General features: G+C 72.1%; 13 protein-coding genes. All 13 read right to left on the bottom strand.

All coding sequences use genetic code 11. The annotated features are described in order from the left end of the window. Window positions 1–186: 186 nt before the first annotated feature. A complete protein-coding gene (locus ACGFIO_RS04325) occupies window positions 187–1,617 on the bottom strand; it encodes an LLM class flavin-dependent oxidoreductase (RefSeq protein WP_392821817.1) in 1,431 nt (476 codons plus the stop codon). A gap of 4 nt (window positions 1,618–1,621) precedes the next feature. Beyond that, window positions 1,622–2,635 (bottom strand): LLM class flavin-dependent oxidoreductase, encoded by a 1,014-nt coding sequence (locus ACGFIO_RS04320; RefSeq protein WP_392821814.1) that lies wholly within the window; start codon window positions 2,633–2,635, stop codon window positions 1,622–1,624. Beyond that, on the bottom strand, window positions 2,632–3,921 hold the full coding sequence (locus ACGFIO_RS04315) for an LLM class flavin-dependent oxidoreductase (RefSeq protein ID WP_392821811.1): 1,290 nt from the start codon (window positions 3,919–3,921) through the stop codon (window positions 2,632–2,634). Before ACGFIO_RS04315 ends, ACGFIO_RS04320 begins: the two co-directional genes overlap by 4 nt. Then, a complete protein-coding gene (locus tag ACGFIO_RS04310) occupies window positions 3,914–4,876 on the bottom strand; it encodes an LLM class flavin-dependent oxidoreductase (RefSeq protein ID WP_392821808.1) in 963 nt (320 codons plus the stop codon). The genes ACGFIO_RS04315 and ACGFIO_RS04310 overlap by 8 nt, the downstream gene beginning before the upstream one ends. Continuing rightward, the gene (locus ACGFIO_RS04305; protein ID WP_392821806.1) at window positions 4,873–6,492 is read right to left on the bottom strand and encodes an ATP-binding cassette domain-containing protein; all 1,620 of its coding nucleotides are present in this window, start codon (window positions 6,490–6,492) and stop codon (window positions 4,873–4,875) included. Before ACGFIO_RS04305 ends, ACGFIO_RS04310 begins: the two co-directional genes overlap by 4 nt. Further along, on the bottom strand, window positions 6,489–7,316 hold the full coding sequence (locus ACGFIO_RS04300; RefSeq protein WP_392821803.1) for an ABC transporter permease: 828 nt from the start codon (window positions 7,314–7,316) through the stop codon (window positions 6,489–6,491). The genes ACGFIO_RS04305 and ACGFIO_RS04300 overlap by 4 nt, the downstream gene beginning before the upstream one ends. A gap of 3 nt (window positions 7,317–7,319) precedes the next feature. Next, a complete protein-coding gene (locus ACGFIO_RS04295) occupies window positions 7,320–8,231 on the bottom strand; it encodes an ABC transporter permease (protein WP_392821800.1) in 912 nt (303 codons plus the stop codon). Next, complete coding sequence (locus tag ACGFIO_RS04290) at window positions 8,228–9,823, bottom strand: ABC transporter substrate-binding protein (protein WP_392821798.1); 1,596 nt, start codon at window positions 9,821–9,823, stop codon at window positions 8,228–8,230. The genes ACGFIO_RS04295 and ACGFIO_RS04290 overlap by 4 nt, the downstream gene beginning before the upstream one ends. Before the next feature lies 1 nt (window position 9,824). Then, a complete protein-coding gene (locus tag ACGFIO_RS04285) occupies window positions 9,825–10,337 on the bottom strand; it encodes a flavin reductase family protein (protein WP_392822587.1) in 513 nt (170 codons plus the stop codon). A gap of 130 nt (window positions 10,338–10,467) precedes the next feature. Then, the gene (locus ACGFIO_RS04280) at window positions 10,468–11,310 is read right to left on the bottom strand and encodes a LysR family transcriptional regulator (RefSeq protein ID WP_392821796.1); all 843 of its coding nucleotides are present in this window, start codon (window positions 11,308–11,310) and stop codon (window positions 10,468–10,470) included. Between the two features lie 286 nt (window positions 11,311–11,596). Continuing rightward, a complete protein-coding gene (locus ACGFIO_RS04275) occupies window positions 11,597–12,448 on the bottom strand; it encodes a hypothetical protein (RefSeq protein WP_392821793.1) in 852 nt (283 codons plus the stop codon). Further along, on the bottom strand, window positions 12,441–12,950 hold the full coding sequence (locus ACGFIO_RS04270; protein WP_392821792.1) for a SigE family RNA polymerase sigma factor: 510 nt from the start codon (window positions 12,948–12,950) through the stop codon (window positions 12,441–12,443). The genes ACGFIO_RS04275 and ACGFIO_RS04270 overlap by 8 nt, the downstream gene beginning before the upstream one ends. A gap of 147 nt (window positions 12,951–13,097) precedes the next feature. Further along, window positions 13,098–14,054, bottom strand: coding sequence for an NADP-dependent oxidoreductase (locus ACGFIO_RS04265; RefSeq protein WP_392821790.1), 957 nt, complete (start codon window positions 14,052–14,054; stop codon window positions 13,098–13,100). Window positions 14,055–14,324: the final 270 nt, after the last annotated feature.

The following is a 14,324-nucleotide window of genomic DNA, read 5'->3' as shown; positions in this document are numbered from 1 at the left end:
CAACGCCAGGCCAGGTAGCGAAACGCCAGGCCAGGTAGCGAAACGCCAGGCCAGGTAGCGAAACGCCAGGCCAGGTAGCGAAACGCCAGGCCAGGTAGCGAAACGCCAGGCCAGGTGGCGAGACGGCGGGCCGGCTGCCGGGCTGTCCGGAACAGACACGGCCGGAGCGGTTGAGCCGGCCGGAGGCTACTGGTGCCACTCCTTGGCCAGCAGCTGGAAGGAGCGGACTCGGTCCGTGTGGTCGTGGGTGATCGTGGTGACGAGCAGTTCGTCGGCGCCCGTCACCCGCTGCAGTGTGCGCAGCCGTTCGGCGACCGTGTGCGGCGCGCCGACGAACTGCGTTGCCAGGCGGTCGGCCACCAGTTCCTGGTCTTCGTCGGTCCAGGGCAGGGCGCGGGCCTCGTCGGTCGAGGGGAACGGGATCGCGCCCTGGCCGGAGCGGATGCTGCGTACCCAGTGCCGGTAGGGCTCGGCCAGGCGGCGGGCGGTCTCGTCGTCGTCGGCCACCACCACATCGGCCGAGACCATGACCCTCGGCTCGGCGAGGGTGCGCGAAGGCTTGAAGGCCGACCGGTACGCCTCGACCGCTTCCAGCACGGCCGCCGGTGCCACGTGGTAGTTGGCCGCGAACGGGAGACCCCGCTCCCCCGCCACCTGGGCGCTCAGGCCGCCGCTGGACCCAAGGATCCAAATCTCCAGGTCCGCGCCCTCACCGGGAACCGCGTGCGCCTCGTTGCCCTCGTCATCGGTGACCGCGCCGGCCAGGAGCGCCTGGATGTCGTCGAGGACCTTGGGCAGGTCGGGCGACTCAGCGCCAGGTTGCTGGAGCAGACGGGCGAAAAGGGCGTACCGCGACGAGGCGAGCAGGGGCGCGAAAGAGAACGGCGCGGGGATGAGGAGACCGTCCACGACCCTCGCGGGCCTGGAGTCAGCCGGCGGCGGCCCGGACGGCGACAGCGAAGAACCCGCGGAGGGGCCGGACGAGAGGGAGGAACCCGCGGAGGGGCCGGACGAGAGGGAGGAACCCGCGGAGGGGCCGGACGAGAGGGAGGAACCCGCGGAAGGGCCAGACGCAAGAGAAGAACCCGCGGAAGGGCCAGACGCAAGAGAAGAACCCGCGGAAGGGCCAGACGCAAGAGAAGAACTTGCGGGGGCGCCTGACGCAAGAGAGGAACTTGCGGGGGCGCCTGACGACAGGGAGGAGCCGGAAGAGGGGCCGGACGACGACAAGGGGGAACCCGAGGCGAGGCCCTGACCGGATGGGGGCGAGGACGACCGGCGCTGGCCGGAACGGCCCAGGCCCAGGTCGAAGCGGCGGGGGTAGAGGGCGTCGAGCAGGCCGAACTGTTCGATGATGGTCAGCGGCGTCTGGTGGCCGGTCTGCACGGCACCGGACCCGAGGCGGATTCGGCTGGTGTGCGCCGCGATCTGGCCGAGCAGCAGCGCCGGCTGGGAACTGGCCACGCCGGCGGTGAAATGATGCTCGGCGACCCAATAGCGGGCGTACCCGAACTCCTCGGCCCGCTGGGCGAGATCGATGGTCCGGCGCAGGGCGTCGCCGGCCGTGCCGCCGGAGACCAGTGGGGCGAGGTCGAGGATCGACAGGGGTACGGGCATCGGGCTACCTCCCTTGCAGTGGGCGTACGGCGGGGGCGATCTCGCTCTGGAACAGCTCGAGCGTGGCGCGGTGCTGCTTGTCGGTCAGACCGTCGGCGTCGGCGTGCAGGTGCATCACCGAGTGGCCGAACCGGTCGTGGTAGCGGCCGATCTTGTCGATCACCTGCTGCGGGCTGCCGACCAGGATCGAACTGCGCTCGATGGCGTCCTCGATGGTCGGGAAGACGGGCTGGAGGCCGAGCCGGCGGGACATGGCCAGTCGCCGGTCGAAGATCGGCCGGTAGGTGTCGATCGCCTCCTGGGAGGTTCGGGCCGCGTAATAGCCGGCCGAGCCTGCGCCGATCTGGATCGACGACTGATCATGGCCGTGGAAGGCCCACCGCTCGCGGTAGTAGTCGATGAGTGCGGCGTACGGCTCGATCGGGTTGGTCACGTTGGCCGAGAAGAGCGGGTCGCCGTACTGCGCGGCCAGGTCGACGGACTCGCGGCTGGTGGCGCTGCCGTGCCACACGGTCAGGGCCGGCTGCAGCGGGCGGGGCCAGACCGAGGCGTCGTCCAGGGACGGGCGGAAACGACCGGACCAGGTGACCGACGGCTCGCGCCACAGGCGGCGGAACAGCTCGTAGCTCTCGCGGTTGCGATCCCACTGGTCGTCGGCGGTGACGTGGAACAGCTTGGCCTGGGCGGCGCCGTTGCCCTTGCCGATGATCAGGGTCAGGCGGCCGCCGGAGAGGTTGTCGAGGGTCGAGTAGTCCTCGAAGGCTCGTACCGGGTCGAGCAGGCTGAGCGTGGTCACGCCCGTCCACAGTTCGATACGCGAGGTCAGGGCGGCGATGTGGCTGAGCACGACCGGCGGGGCCGACGAGATGAACGGGTACTCGTGGCGCTCGCCCACGGCGTACCCGTCGAATCCGAGCTCTTCGCCGAGGACCGCGTTGTCGACGACCTCACGGAACCTCTGTTGCGCGGAGACGGCGGGGTCGGTGTGGGTGATCAGCGTGAGGAGGAGGAATTTCATGCCGCACCCAGATTTCCACCGAGGGCCAGCCCCAGGTTGCCGCGGAGGGTCGACGACGAGTAGGAGGTGCGGAAGACACCGCGTTCCTGCAGCAGGGGCACCACCGTGTCGACGAACTCGTCGAGGCCGGTCGGCGTCAGGTGCGGCACCAGGATGAAGCCGTCGCAGGCGTCGGTCTGGACGTACTCGTTCAGGGCGGCGGCCACCCGGGCCGGCGTGCCGATGAAGTTCTGGCGGCCGGTCACCTCGATGATCAGTTCGCGGATGCTGAGGTTCTTCTGGGCGGCCCGCTCCCGCCACTCGGCCGCGGTCCGCAACCGGTCGGCGAACTGGCCGGCCCGGCCCTGGATGATCGTGGTCTCGCCGTCCACCGGGTCGACGTCGGGCAGTGGTCCCTCCGCGTCGTAGGCCGACAGGTCACGGTTCCAGACCTGCTCCAGCAGCAGGATCGCGGTCTGCGGGCTGACCTGCTGGCGGCGGATGTGGTGGGCTTTCTCGGCGGCGTCGGCATCCGTGTCGCCGAGTACGAACGAGACGCCGGGGATGATCTTCAGGGAGTCGGGGGTACGGCCGTAGCGCTCGAGCCGGCCCTTGACGTCTCGGTAGAACGCGCGGGCGTCCTCGATCTCGTGGTGGCGGGAGAAGATCGCGTCGGCGTTGCCGGCGGCCAGTTCGCGGCCGCCGTCGGAGTCGCCCGCCTGCAGGATCACCGGGTGGCCCTGCGGGCTGGGCGGAATGCCGAAGCGGCCGGAGATGTCGAACTGGTCGCCGGTGTGCGCGAACGCGCCGCCGCCGGTGTCCCACAGCTCCTTCGCCGTCTGGATGAACTCGCGGGCCCGGTCGTAGCGCAGCGCATAGTCCAGGAAGCCGCCCCGCCGGAAGTTGGCGCCGAAGAACGGGCCCGACGACGTGACCACGTTCCAGGCCGCCCGGCCACCGGACAGGTGATCCAGCGTGGCCAGCTGGCGGGCCAGCTCGTACGGCTCGTGGAAAGTGGCGTTGAGCGTGCCGGCCAGCCCGAGATGCTTCGTCACCCCGGCCAGCGCCGCCAGCACGGTCAGCGTGTCGGGCCGGCCGACCACGTCCAGGTCGTGGATCTTTCCACGCTGTTCCCGCAGCGCCAGACCCTCGGCCAGGAAGAAGAAGTCGAACAGGCCGCGCTCGGCGGTGCGGGCCAGATGCTCGAAGCTGGCGAAGTCGATCTGGCTGCCGGCGGCCGGGTCGCTCCACACGGTCGTGTTGTTCACGCCCGGGAAGTGGGCGGCGAGGATGACTTGCTTAGGCAACGGGGGCCTCCTCGTAACGGTTGGTCGCGACGGGCAGTCCGAGCCGCTCGCGCAGGGTGCCCGGGCGGGGTTCGAAGAGCCGGCGGGTACGCAGCAGAGGAACCAGTTCGCGAGTGACCGGCGTCAGGTCGCCGGCCACCCGGAGGCGGAAGCCCTCGACGCCGCGGCCGTGCCAGTCGGCCAGCAGATCGGCCAGCTCGCCGACCCCGCCGGTGTGCACGTGGGCGTCGGATTCGTGGTCGCCGTCCGGGGCGTACACCACGTCGGCGAAGATCCGCACGTCCCGCTGCTGGGCCACCAGGTCCTCGACGTTCGCCGGGGTGGGCGTGATCAGGACGACGTCGGCCGCCCGGGCGGCGAACTCGTAAACCAGGGGCGCGTGGGCCAGGGCGAAGACCACCGGCTGGCCCTGCGGCGGGCGCGGGACGATGGACGGTCCGCGTACGTTGAAGAACCGCCCTTCGAAGTCGATGTAGTGCAGCCTGTCCCGGTCGATGAAGCGCCCGGTGGCGACGTCCTTGACGATCGCGTCGTCCTGCCAGCTGTCCCACAGCCGGCGCACCACCTCGACCGCGTCGGCCGCCTCGGCGAACAGTTCCTCGGACCCGAGTGGCGCCCGCCGGCCCAGCAGCTTCGCCTCCTCGGGCCGCCCGGACACCCGGACCTGCCAGCCGGCCCGGCCGCGGCTGACCCAGTCGACCGTGGCGATCGCGGTGGACAGGTGGAACGGCTCGGTGTGGGTGGTGGTCAGCACCGGTACCAGCCCGATGTGCCGGGTGACGGGGGCCAGCCGGGCCGCGACCAGCGACGCCTCGGGCCGGGCGGCCGTCCCGCCGAAGTGGTCCTCGATGGTCACGTAGTCCAGCCGGGCCTCGTCGGCCTGCTGGGCCAGCCGGGTCCACATACCCGCGTCGAAGGCCCGCGCGTCCAGCTGGAGACCGAGTGAGAACGTCATGAGGCAGCCACCTCCAGGGTCGGCGCCGCGGCGAGCAGCGCGCGGGTGTACTCGTGCTCCGGCGCCGCGAACACGCGCTCCGCCGGTCCTTCCTCGACGACCACGCCGTCTTTCATCACCAGCACCCGGTCGGCCAGGTGCCGCACCACGGCCAGGTCATGCGAGATGAACAGCAGCGCGGTGCCGTCCTCGGCGCGGATCCCGGCCAGCAGGTCGAGCACCTGCGCCTGCACCGAGACGTCGAGCGCCGACACGGGTTCGTCGCAGACGATCAGGCTGGGCCGGGGGGCGATGGCCCGGGCGATCGCGACGCGCTGCCGCTGCCCGCCGGACAACTGCCGCGGGTAGCGGTCCAGGACGTCCCCGGTCAGCCCGACGCGTTCGAGGAACGGCAGCGGGTCGTCGGTGGCCTCGCCGACGATGCGGCGTACCGTCCATCGCGGGTCGAACGACGACAGCGGATCCTGGGAGATCAGCTGGAGTTTCCGGCGCAGCCCGCGTCGGCGCCGCTCGGGCACACCGGACCACGGCTCGCCCTCGAAGGTGATCTCGCCGGCGCTCGGCGGCACCAGCCCGAACAGCGCGTGCGCCACGGTCGTCTTGCCCGAACCCGACTCCCCGACCAGCCCGACGATCTCCCCGCGCCGGATGGTCAGTTCGACGTCCCGCGCGACGGTCTGCTTCCCGTAGTCCTTGCGCAACCTGCTGACGCGGGCCACCACCTCGGGGCCGGGCCGCGTCGTCCGCTCGCGTGGGTGCAGCTCGGCCGCGGCGATCAGTTCCCGGGTGTACGCGTGCCGCGCCCCCTGGCGCAGCATGGCCGCCGTGCCGCTGTCCACGATGCGGCCGTCCCTCATGACCAGGACCCGGTCGGCCAGCCGGGCCACGACGGCCAGGTCGTGACTGATCAGCAGCAGCGTGCGACCGTGTTCGCGCAGTTCGCCGAGCAGCCCGAGGATCCGCGCCTGCACGGTGACGTCGAGCGCGGTGGTCGGCTCGTCGGCGATCAGCAGCGGCGGTCGCGCGGCGATGGCCGACGCGATCAGGGCCCGCTGCCGCAGTCCACCGGACAGCTGATGCGGATATTGCCGGGCCCGCCGCTCCGGCTCGGGCACGTGTACGTCCGTGAGTAGCCGTCGTACCCGGGCGTCCCGCCCGCGGCCGGCGCCGATCCGGTGTTCGCGCAGCACCTCACCGATCTCGGCCCCGATGGTCCGCAGCGGGTCGAGCGATATCAGGGCGTCCTGCAGCACCAGCCCGGCGAAGCCGCCCCGGACCGATCGCCAGTCCGTCTCGGTGAACGCGCGGGCGTCCCTTCCGTCCAGCCGCAACGCGCCCGCCCGGATCCGGGCTCCCGGCCCGGCCAGCCCGACCAGGGTCCGGGCGGTGACGCTCTTTCCCGAGCCGGACTCCCCGACGATCGCCACGCATTCACCGGACGCGACCGAGAAGCTGATTCCGCGCACGGCCTCGACCGCCCCGAACGAGACGTGCAGATCCTCGACCTCGACCAGTGGCCCGCCCTCGCCTGCCACCCCCGAGGCATGTGGTAGGCCTGGGCGGTACTCGGTGCCCGGATACCGCTCAGGGCTGTCACTGGAAGGGACGGCGGTCATGCGGCACGTCCCTCGAAGCGGCGCTGCAGGTGGCGGCCCAGGACGGTCAGGGAGATCACCGTGAGGGTCACCGCGAGGCCGGGAAGGACCGAGGCCCACCAGGCGATGCGCAGGTAACCGCGGCCGTCGGCGATCATCGCGCCCCACTCCGGCGACGGCGGCTGCGGGCCCATGCCGAGGAAGCTGAGCCCGGCCGCCGCCAAAATCGCCTCGCCCAGCCCGATCATGGCCAGGATCGGGACGGGCCCGAGCACGTTGGGCAGGACGTGCCGCAGGACCAGCCGGAACGGGGAACTGCCGAAGGCGACGGCCGAGGTGACATAGCCGGCCCGGCGTACCACGAAAGTCTGCGAACGGACGACGCGCGCGTAGGTCGGCAGGGTGGCGATGCCGATGGCGACGATCAGGCTGACCGTGCCCGGACCGGTGATGGCGATGAACAGCAACGCCAGCAGCAGCAACGGGAACGCCGAGAGCGCGTCGAAGGATCGGGCCAGGGCCTCGTCGGCGACCCGGTGACTCAGCCCGGCCAGCAGGCCCAGCACCAGGCCGGCGAGCACCGCCACCGAGACGGCGGCCAGGCCGATGGCCAGCGAGTGGCGGGCGCCGTGCACGACCCGGTCGAGGACGTCCCGGCCGAGTTGGTCGGTGCCGAACCAGTGGGCCCAGCTCGGCGCCTCGAGCACGTGGAACGGGTCGGCGGCGAGCGGGTCACCGGCCAGCAGACCCGGCCACAGCGCGGCGAGCAGGGCCAGGGCCAGGAACCCGGCGGCCACCGCGACACCGGGCCGCCGGGGGCGGACAGCGGGTATCACCAGGGTCATGGGTCACCCCTTCCGCAAGCGCGGGTCGATGGCCAGGTAGGCCAGGTCGGCGATGGTGTTCAGCACCACGTACACGAAGGCGCTGAGCACGACGACGGCCAGCACCACCGGCATGTCCTTGGCGGTTACGGCGTTGAGGGTGACCTGGCCGAGGCCGGGCCGGCCGAAGACCTGCTCGACGATCACCGCGCCGCCCAGCAGCACCCCGAACAGCCAGCCGGTGAGGGTCACCGCCGGCAGCAGGGCGTGCCGCAGCGCGTGCCGGACCAGCACCGCGTTCTCGGCCAGGCCGCGCGACCGGGCGGTCACCGCGAACGGCTCGCCCATCGCCCGGTCCAGCCCGTCGCGCAGCACCTGGGTGAGCACGCCGGCCACCGGCAGCGCGAGCGTCACCGCGGGCAGCACCAGCGCGGCCGGGCCACGGTCGCCGGAGACCGGGAACCAGCCGAACCGGAACGAGAACACGCTGAGCAGCACGATCCCGATCAGGAAGGGCGGGGTGGAGACCAGGACCAACTCGGTGGTGGAGCTGGTGCGGCGCGCCCACGGCCGGCGGGTGGTCACCGCCAGGATCACTGCGAGGAGTACGCCCAGAGCGGCCGCCGCCACGGCCAGCTTCAGCGTCGGCGCCAGCTGTTCACCGATGACGTCGGCGACCGGCCGCTGCAGCAGGTAGGACCGCCCGAGGTCGCCGTGCCCGGCCCGCCACAGGTAGTCCAGGTACTGCACGACCTCGGGCCGGTCGAGGTGCCACTCGTGGACGATCTGCGCCCGGATCACCGGGGTGTCGGCGCCGTCGCCGATGATGCTGTCCACGGTATCGCCGGGCGCGGCCAGCAGGGCCAGGTACGCCGCGGTGGCCGCCGCCCAGAGCACGACCAGGCCGGAACCGACCCGTCGCAGCGCGGTTCTCATCGGCCCAGCCAGACGCCGTACGCGTTGCCGGGCACGCCCGCGGTCGGTTCGAAGCCGAGCCCGCCGACCGTCCGGGCCGCGGCGATCTGGTCGGCCGGGGCGTACAGCGGGAGCACCAGCGCCTGGTCGGCCACCACGTGCTGCTGCAGCCGGCGGTAGAGCTCGGTCCGCCGGGCCGTGTCACCGGTGGCCTGTGCCTGGTCGAGCAGCCGGTCGGTGGTCGCGTCCTTGACGCCGGTGCGGTTGATCGCGCCGGACGAGCTGAGCAGCAGGTTCAGCGCGACACCGGTGTCGGTGTCCAGCCGCGAGTTGTCGAACAGCTCGTACTCGTTGTCCTGCAACGCCTTGGTGGCGGTGCCCTGGTCGACCAGGGACACCTTCACCTCGATGCCGGCGCTCTGCTTGACCGCGGCCTGCACGGCCTGGGCGAGCACGTCGCGGCGGTCGCGGACGAACGGCGCCGACTGGACCAGGCGTACGGTCAGCCGTTTGCCGTCCTTGGTCCGGAAGCCGTCGGCGTCGCGCTGGGTCCAGCCGGCCTGGTCGAGCAGGCTGTTGGCCTTGGCCGTGTCGCCGGCGTAGGTCTTCTCCAGCGCCCGGTCGTAGAACGGACCGGCCGGGCTGACCACGCTCCAGGCCCGGGTGGCGGTGCCCCGGTAGACGGCGTTGAGCACGGCGTCGACGTCGAGCGCCTCGCGGAAGGCCTGGCGTACCCGGATGTCGTCGAAGGGTGCCCGGGACGCGTTGAGGTAGTACGTGTACGCGGTGCCGGTGTTGAGGCCGCGTTGCAGGGTGAGCCGCGGGTCGGCTTCGATGAGCTGCTGGTCGGTGGCCGGAACGCCCTCGATGACCTGCACCTGGCCCGAGGTCAGGGCGCCGACCCGCACCGACGGCTCCTTGAGGAACCGGTAGGTGATCTCGTCCAGGTAGGCCGGGTGCGCACCCCAGTAGTGCGGGTTCCGGGTGAAGTGCACCTCCTGGCCGGCGGTGTACCGGTCGAGGATGAACGGCCCGGTGCCGGCCAGTTCGGGGCCGCCCGCCTTGAGGTCCTTGGCCGCCTTGAGCGAGGCGGGCGAGACGAGCGCGCCCTGCGGCGAGGCGATGAAGTCGAGGATGAGCACGTCCGGCCGGGTGAGCACATACCGCACGGTCGACGCGTCGACCGCTTCGACGGATTTCAGGTTCTTGAGTTGTACGGCCAGCAGTCCCGGGTTGTACCCGGGTTGCCGGAGCTGGTCGATGTTGGCCTTGACCGCCGCCGCGTCCACCGGTGTGCCGTCCCAGAACTTGACGTCGGGTCGCAGCTCGAACGTGTAGCTGAGCCCGTCCGGGGCCGTCTCGTAACTGGTCGCCAGCAGCGGCACGACGCCGCCGTGCTGGTCGTGGGTGAGCAGCCCCTCGTAGGCGTTGGCGACCAGCAGGCGGGCCTTGGCCTGGGCGTACTGGTGCGGGTTGAAGGTGATCGGCTCGGTCTCGACGCCCCAGGTCAGCGAGCCGCCGCTGCGCGGGGCGCCGGCGTCGGCCGCGGGCCGGGCCGGCGAGCACCCGGCCAGCACGAGTAACGCCGCCGCGATCAGGATCCTGGTCCGCACGTCAGGCCGCCTTCGGGTCGAGCTGGGCGTACCGGCCGGCGTGGTAGACCAGCGGGGTCGCGCTCTCGTCGACGTGGTGGTGGCCGGACTCCGGGGTGGCGAGCACGATCGAGTGGTCGCCGGCCTCGACCCGCTGGACGACCCGGCAGACCATGCGGGCCAGGACGCCGTCGAGCAGCGGTACGCCGTCCGGGCCGGGCGCCCAGGCGCCGTGGGTGGCGAACCGGTCGATGCCGCTGGTCGCGAATGTGCGCGCGACCTTTTCCTGGTCCTGTCCGAGGACGTGCACGGCGACGGTGCCGGCGACCGACACGGCGGGCCAGCTGGAAGCGGTGTGGGCCAGGCAGAAGGACACCATCGGCGGGTCGAGCGAGACCGAGGTGAACGAGGTGGCGGTGAACCCGGCCGGCGGCGTCCCCGGGGCGGTCACGACGACGACGGCGGCGGCGTGGCGGCGCAGCAGTGCGCGGAACAGATCAGCGTCCACAGCGGGGTCCTGACGGATCGGAGCGATGGTCACGATGGCCCTCCTCAGTGCCTCTACCTCGATATCCTATGGGAGAGATGGGGATTTGATCGATGCGAATCCGTGATCGGTCTGATTTTTCGCCGCCAGCTCGTGTTTCGCGGTCCGGCCGGCGGCCTCAAGCCGTCGCCGGCCTCGCCAGGGCGTCACGCAGGGCCCGGGTGATGGCCGTGCCGAGGGCCGGATCGACGCCGCGCCGCGAACGCAGCCGCAGCGGCACCGCGGTTATCGGCGGCAGCCCCGGCACCTCGACCAGCCCCTCCGGCCCCGGGCCGGCGTCGGCCAGCAGGGCCAGGCCCAGCCCCGCCCGGGCCGCGTCGACGACACCGGCCACGTACCCGGAATCGCAGGCCACAAAGGGTTCCACCCCGCGCGCGTCGAGCGCCGCCAGAGCGCGTTCGCGCAGCATGCAAGGCTCCTCGACGGCGACCACGGGCCACCCGCCGTGCTCGGGCGGCGTCCAACCCGGGGCCGAGAACCAGCGCAACGGCAACGACCCGACCGATACTCCCCCGGCATCGGTCAGGCACACGGCCAGATCGAGCGTCCCCCGATCGACCGCGTCGGCCAGCCGGGCCGTACGGTCGACGCGGAACCGCACCCGCGCCCGGAACGCCCGCAACGCCTCGGTGACGGCGGCCAGCACCACGTCGGCCGCGTGCTCGGTGACACCGACGGCCACGGCCGGCACCTCCACGCCGACCAGCCGGCGCAGCGCCCCGTCGTGGGCGGCCAAGATGCGCCGCGCCTCGCCCAGCAGCGCCAGACCGTCCGCGGTGAACACCGCCTGCCGCCCGCGCCGCTCGACCAGCGGCCGCCCGACCACCTTCTCGAGCCGCCGGACGTGCTGGCTGATCGCCGACTGGCTGACCCGCAGCACGTCGGCGGCCCGGTGGAACCCGCCGTAGTCGGCCACCCCCACGAGACTCCGCAGAGCCACGATGTCCAGCGACCGATCCATGCTCCGGACGCTAACAACCAACTGATAAGCGGCTGTTTCGACTTCCGTCATCCCGGCCGACGGGCCTGACCCCCGCCGCGCCTACCACTCGGGTTGCCGGTGGTAGCCCCGGACGGTGCGCGGGCCGAAAATGCCGCGCGCGCCTATCACTCAAGTTGTCAGTGGTAGGCCCGGACCATGCACCGGCCGAAAATGCCGTGCGGGCCTACCACTCAAGTTGTCAGTGGTAGGCCCGGACGATGCACCGGCCGAAAATGCCGCGCGCGCCTACCACTCGGAATGCCGGTCAGCAGCGCGGCTGGGCGGCGGCGCAGAGGCGGGTGCCGGCCAGGGTGGCCAGGCGGCGCAGTTCCTCGACCGGCGTTCCGCGCTTGGCCGAGATGCGTGTGACCAGATCGCCGGTGCGGACGTAGGCGACGTACTCGGAGGCGGTCTTGCGCAGCGGGTCACCGGTCTTGGCGTCGCGTGATCGCACGTCCAGCCGGACCAGCAACGCGTCGTCCGACGTGAAGTGGTCGGAGGTTGTCGACCAGGAATAGTCGACCGTCACCTTCATCATCTTGCCGTCCACCATCCCGTCTCCGGTCTTGGTCTGACTGCCGCAGGCGGCCACGGCCGACCGCAGGTCGCGCAGGAACGCGTCGGCGTCGGTCCCGCCGAAGCGGTACACGCGCTGACCGAGCACGAACGGCATCGGCGGCCGGTTCTGCTTGTCGCCGGTCATGTGGGTGACGCCGACGGCGAAGCGGGGCGCCTCGGCCGGCAGTCGCGGCCGCCGGCAGAAGTCGAGCTCGTCCAGGTGGACCGGCTCGGACGCGTCCGGCTGGTCGTACTGGCTGTCCGGATCGGCGCCGACCTCGTCGGCCTTGAGCAGCACGGACGACGGGATCTTGACCGGGGCGGCGTCGCTCGGCCCAGTTACGACCGGCGGGGGCCCGGCCGGCGGGGGCGACGGCTCGGCCCGGGTTCCGGCCACCGCGGCGACGCCGACGGTCACCGCGATCACGGCACCCGCGACGGCGGCCGTCGTCCGGGCCCGCCGGCGGCGTACCCGGCGGCGCAGTTCGTCGGCCGAGGCCCAGCGGACCGTCGCGAGGTCGGTGGCGACCCCGTCCATGAGGTCACGAAGATCAGACATCAGCCGCCTCCGTCGAATGCGGGGCCGGGTCCAGGGCGAGGTGCGTGGCCAGTGCGGCGCGGCCGCGGTGCAGGCGGGCCTTGACGGTGCCGAGCGGCACGCCGGTCTCCCGGGCCACGTCGGCCACCGGCAGGCCGAGCAGATAGTGCAGGCCGATCGCCGTACGCTGCTCCTCCGGAAGCCGGCGCAGCGCCTCGACCACGGCGATGGTGTCAACGCTGGGCGCCGGCACCGGATCGTCCGGGCCGTGCCGCAGATAGGCCCGGGCCCGGTTGCGCAGCCGCCGCCACCGCGACACCGCGATCCGGTTGGCCACCACTCGCAGCCACGCCTCCGGATCGTCGTACCGGTCGATCGACGACCAGTGCTGCCACGCCTTCATGTACGCCTCCTGCACCACGTCCTGGGCCTCCACCAGGTCGTTGGTGAGCAGATAGACGAACCCGAGCAGCCGCTGCCGGCTCCCCTGATAGAACTCGTCGAACCCGGCCGCATCCGGCACCCCGTACCTCCGTGGTAATCCGTTCCTGAGTAACACGCCCGGCCGTTCAGGAAGGTTGCCGCGGAAGTGGGGTCACCCCTTGAACGAAAGTGGTAGCTCCGCGCAGCCGACACCGCGCCCGGCTACCACCCTCGTGGTCGGTGGTAGTCAGGCGACGCGGAGGACGAGTTTGCCGCGGGTGCGGCCGGTCTCGCCGCGGCGGTGGGCCTCGGCCGCGTCGGCCAGCGGGAAGACCTCGTCGACCTCGCTCGCGATCGCGCCCGCGTCGATCAGGCCGGCGATCGTGGCCAGGGCCGGGCCGTCCGGCTCGACCAGGAAGGCAGTGGCGCGCTTGCCCGATTCCTGGGCGGCGGCGAGGAGTTCGGCCGAGGTTCCGCTGGGTACGGCGATCATCAGGCCGCCGCGGTGCAACGTGGCCAGCGACCGGAGGCCGGTCTCGCCGCCGACCAGGTCGAGCACCACATCGACGTCGCCGACGGCCTCCTCGAAACGGGTGGTGTGATAGTCGATCAGCTCGTCGGCGCCGATGCCGCGCAGCCACTCGTGCCGGCCCGCGCTCGCCGTGCCGATCACGTGGGCGCCCAGGTGCTTGGCGATCTGCACGGCGAAGTGGCCGACCCCGCCCGCGGCGGCGTGGATGAGCACCCGCTGCCCGGCGGCCAGGTGCGCGGTGTCGACCAGCGTCTGCCACGCGGTCAGGGCGGCCAGCGGCACCCCGGCGGCCTGCTCGTGGGTCGCCTTGGCCGGTTTGCGGGCGAACTGCCGGGCCGGGGCGGTGACGAACTCGGCGTACGCGGAGGCCGGGCGCGGGAACCACGGCATGCCGTACACCTCGTCGCCGGGCGCGAGCGTGGTCACACCGAAGCCGATCTCCTCGACCACGCCGGACACGTCCCACCCGACGGTAAACGGCGGCTTCCCGAACAGCCCGGCCATCCCGGATCCGGCACGCGTCTTCCAGTCGACCGGGTTGATGCCGGCCGCGGTCACCCGCACGAGCACCTCGGTGGGCAGCGGCGCCGGCCGGGGCACCCGCTCGACCCGCAGCACCTCGGGGCCGCCGAACTCATCCTGCACGACGGCCCGCATCATGTTGTCAGCCATGATCAGAGGCTAGGCGAGGACAGCCGGTTACCGGCAAGGACGCCGACTTACCCCGAGGTAACCCGGCACTGCGGCAGAAGCGCAGGCCACGGTGGGTACGCCGGGCCGGCACGGTGGCGCGGGCCACGGCCGGTCAGCGTACGAGCAGCCACACCCCGCCGCCGGCGCAGGCGAAGAGAACCAGCACCAGCGTGATGAACACCTGCCCGCAGCCGCGGTACTCGTTCTCGCCCCATTCGCTCATCGCCGGCCACGGGCCTCCACCACTGT

Source organism: Actinoplanes sp. NPDC049265 (genome assembly GCF_043197135.1).
In the GTDB taxonomy this organism is placed as follows: domain Bacteria; phylum Actinomycetota; class Actinomycetes; order Mycobacteriales; family Micromonosporaceae; genus Actinoplanes.
This window is presented reverse-complemented; position numbering and strand designations above follow the sequence as displayed.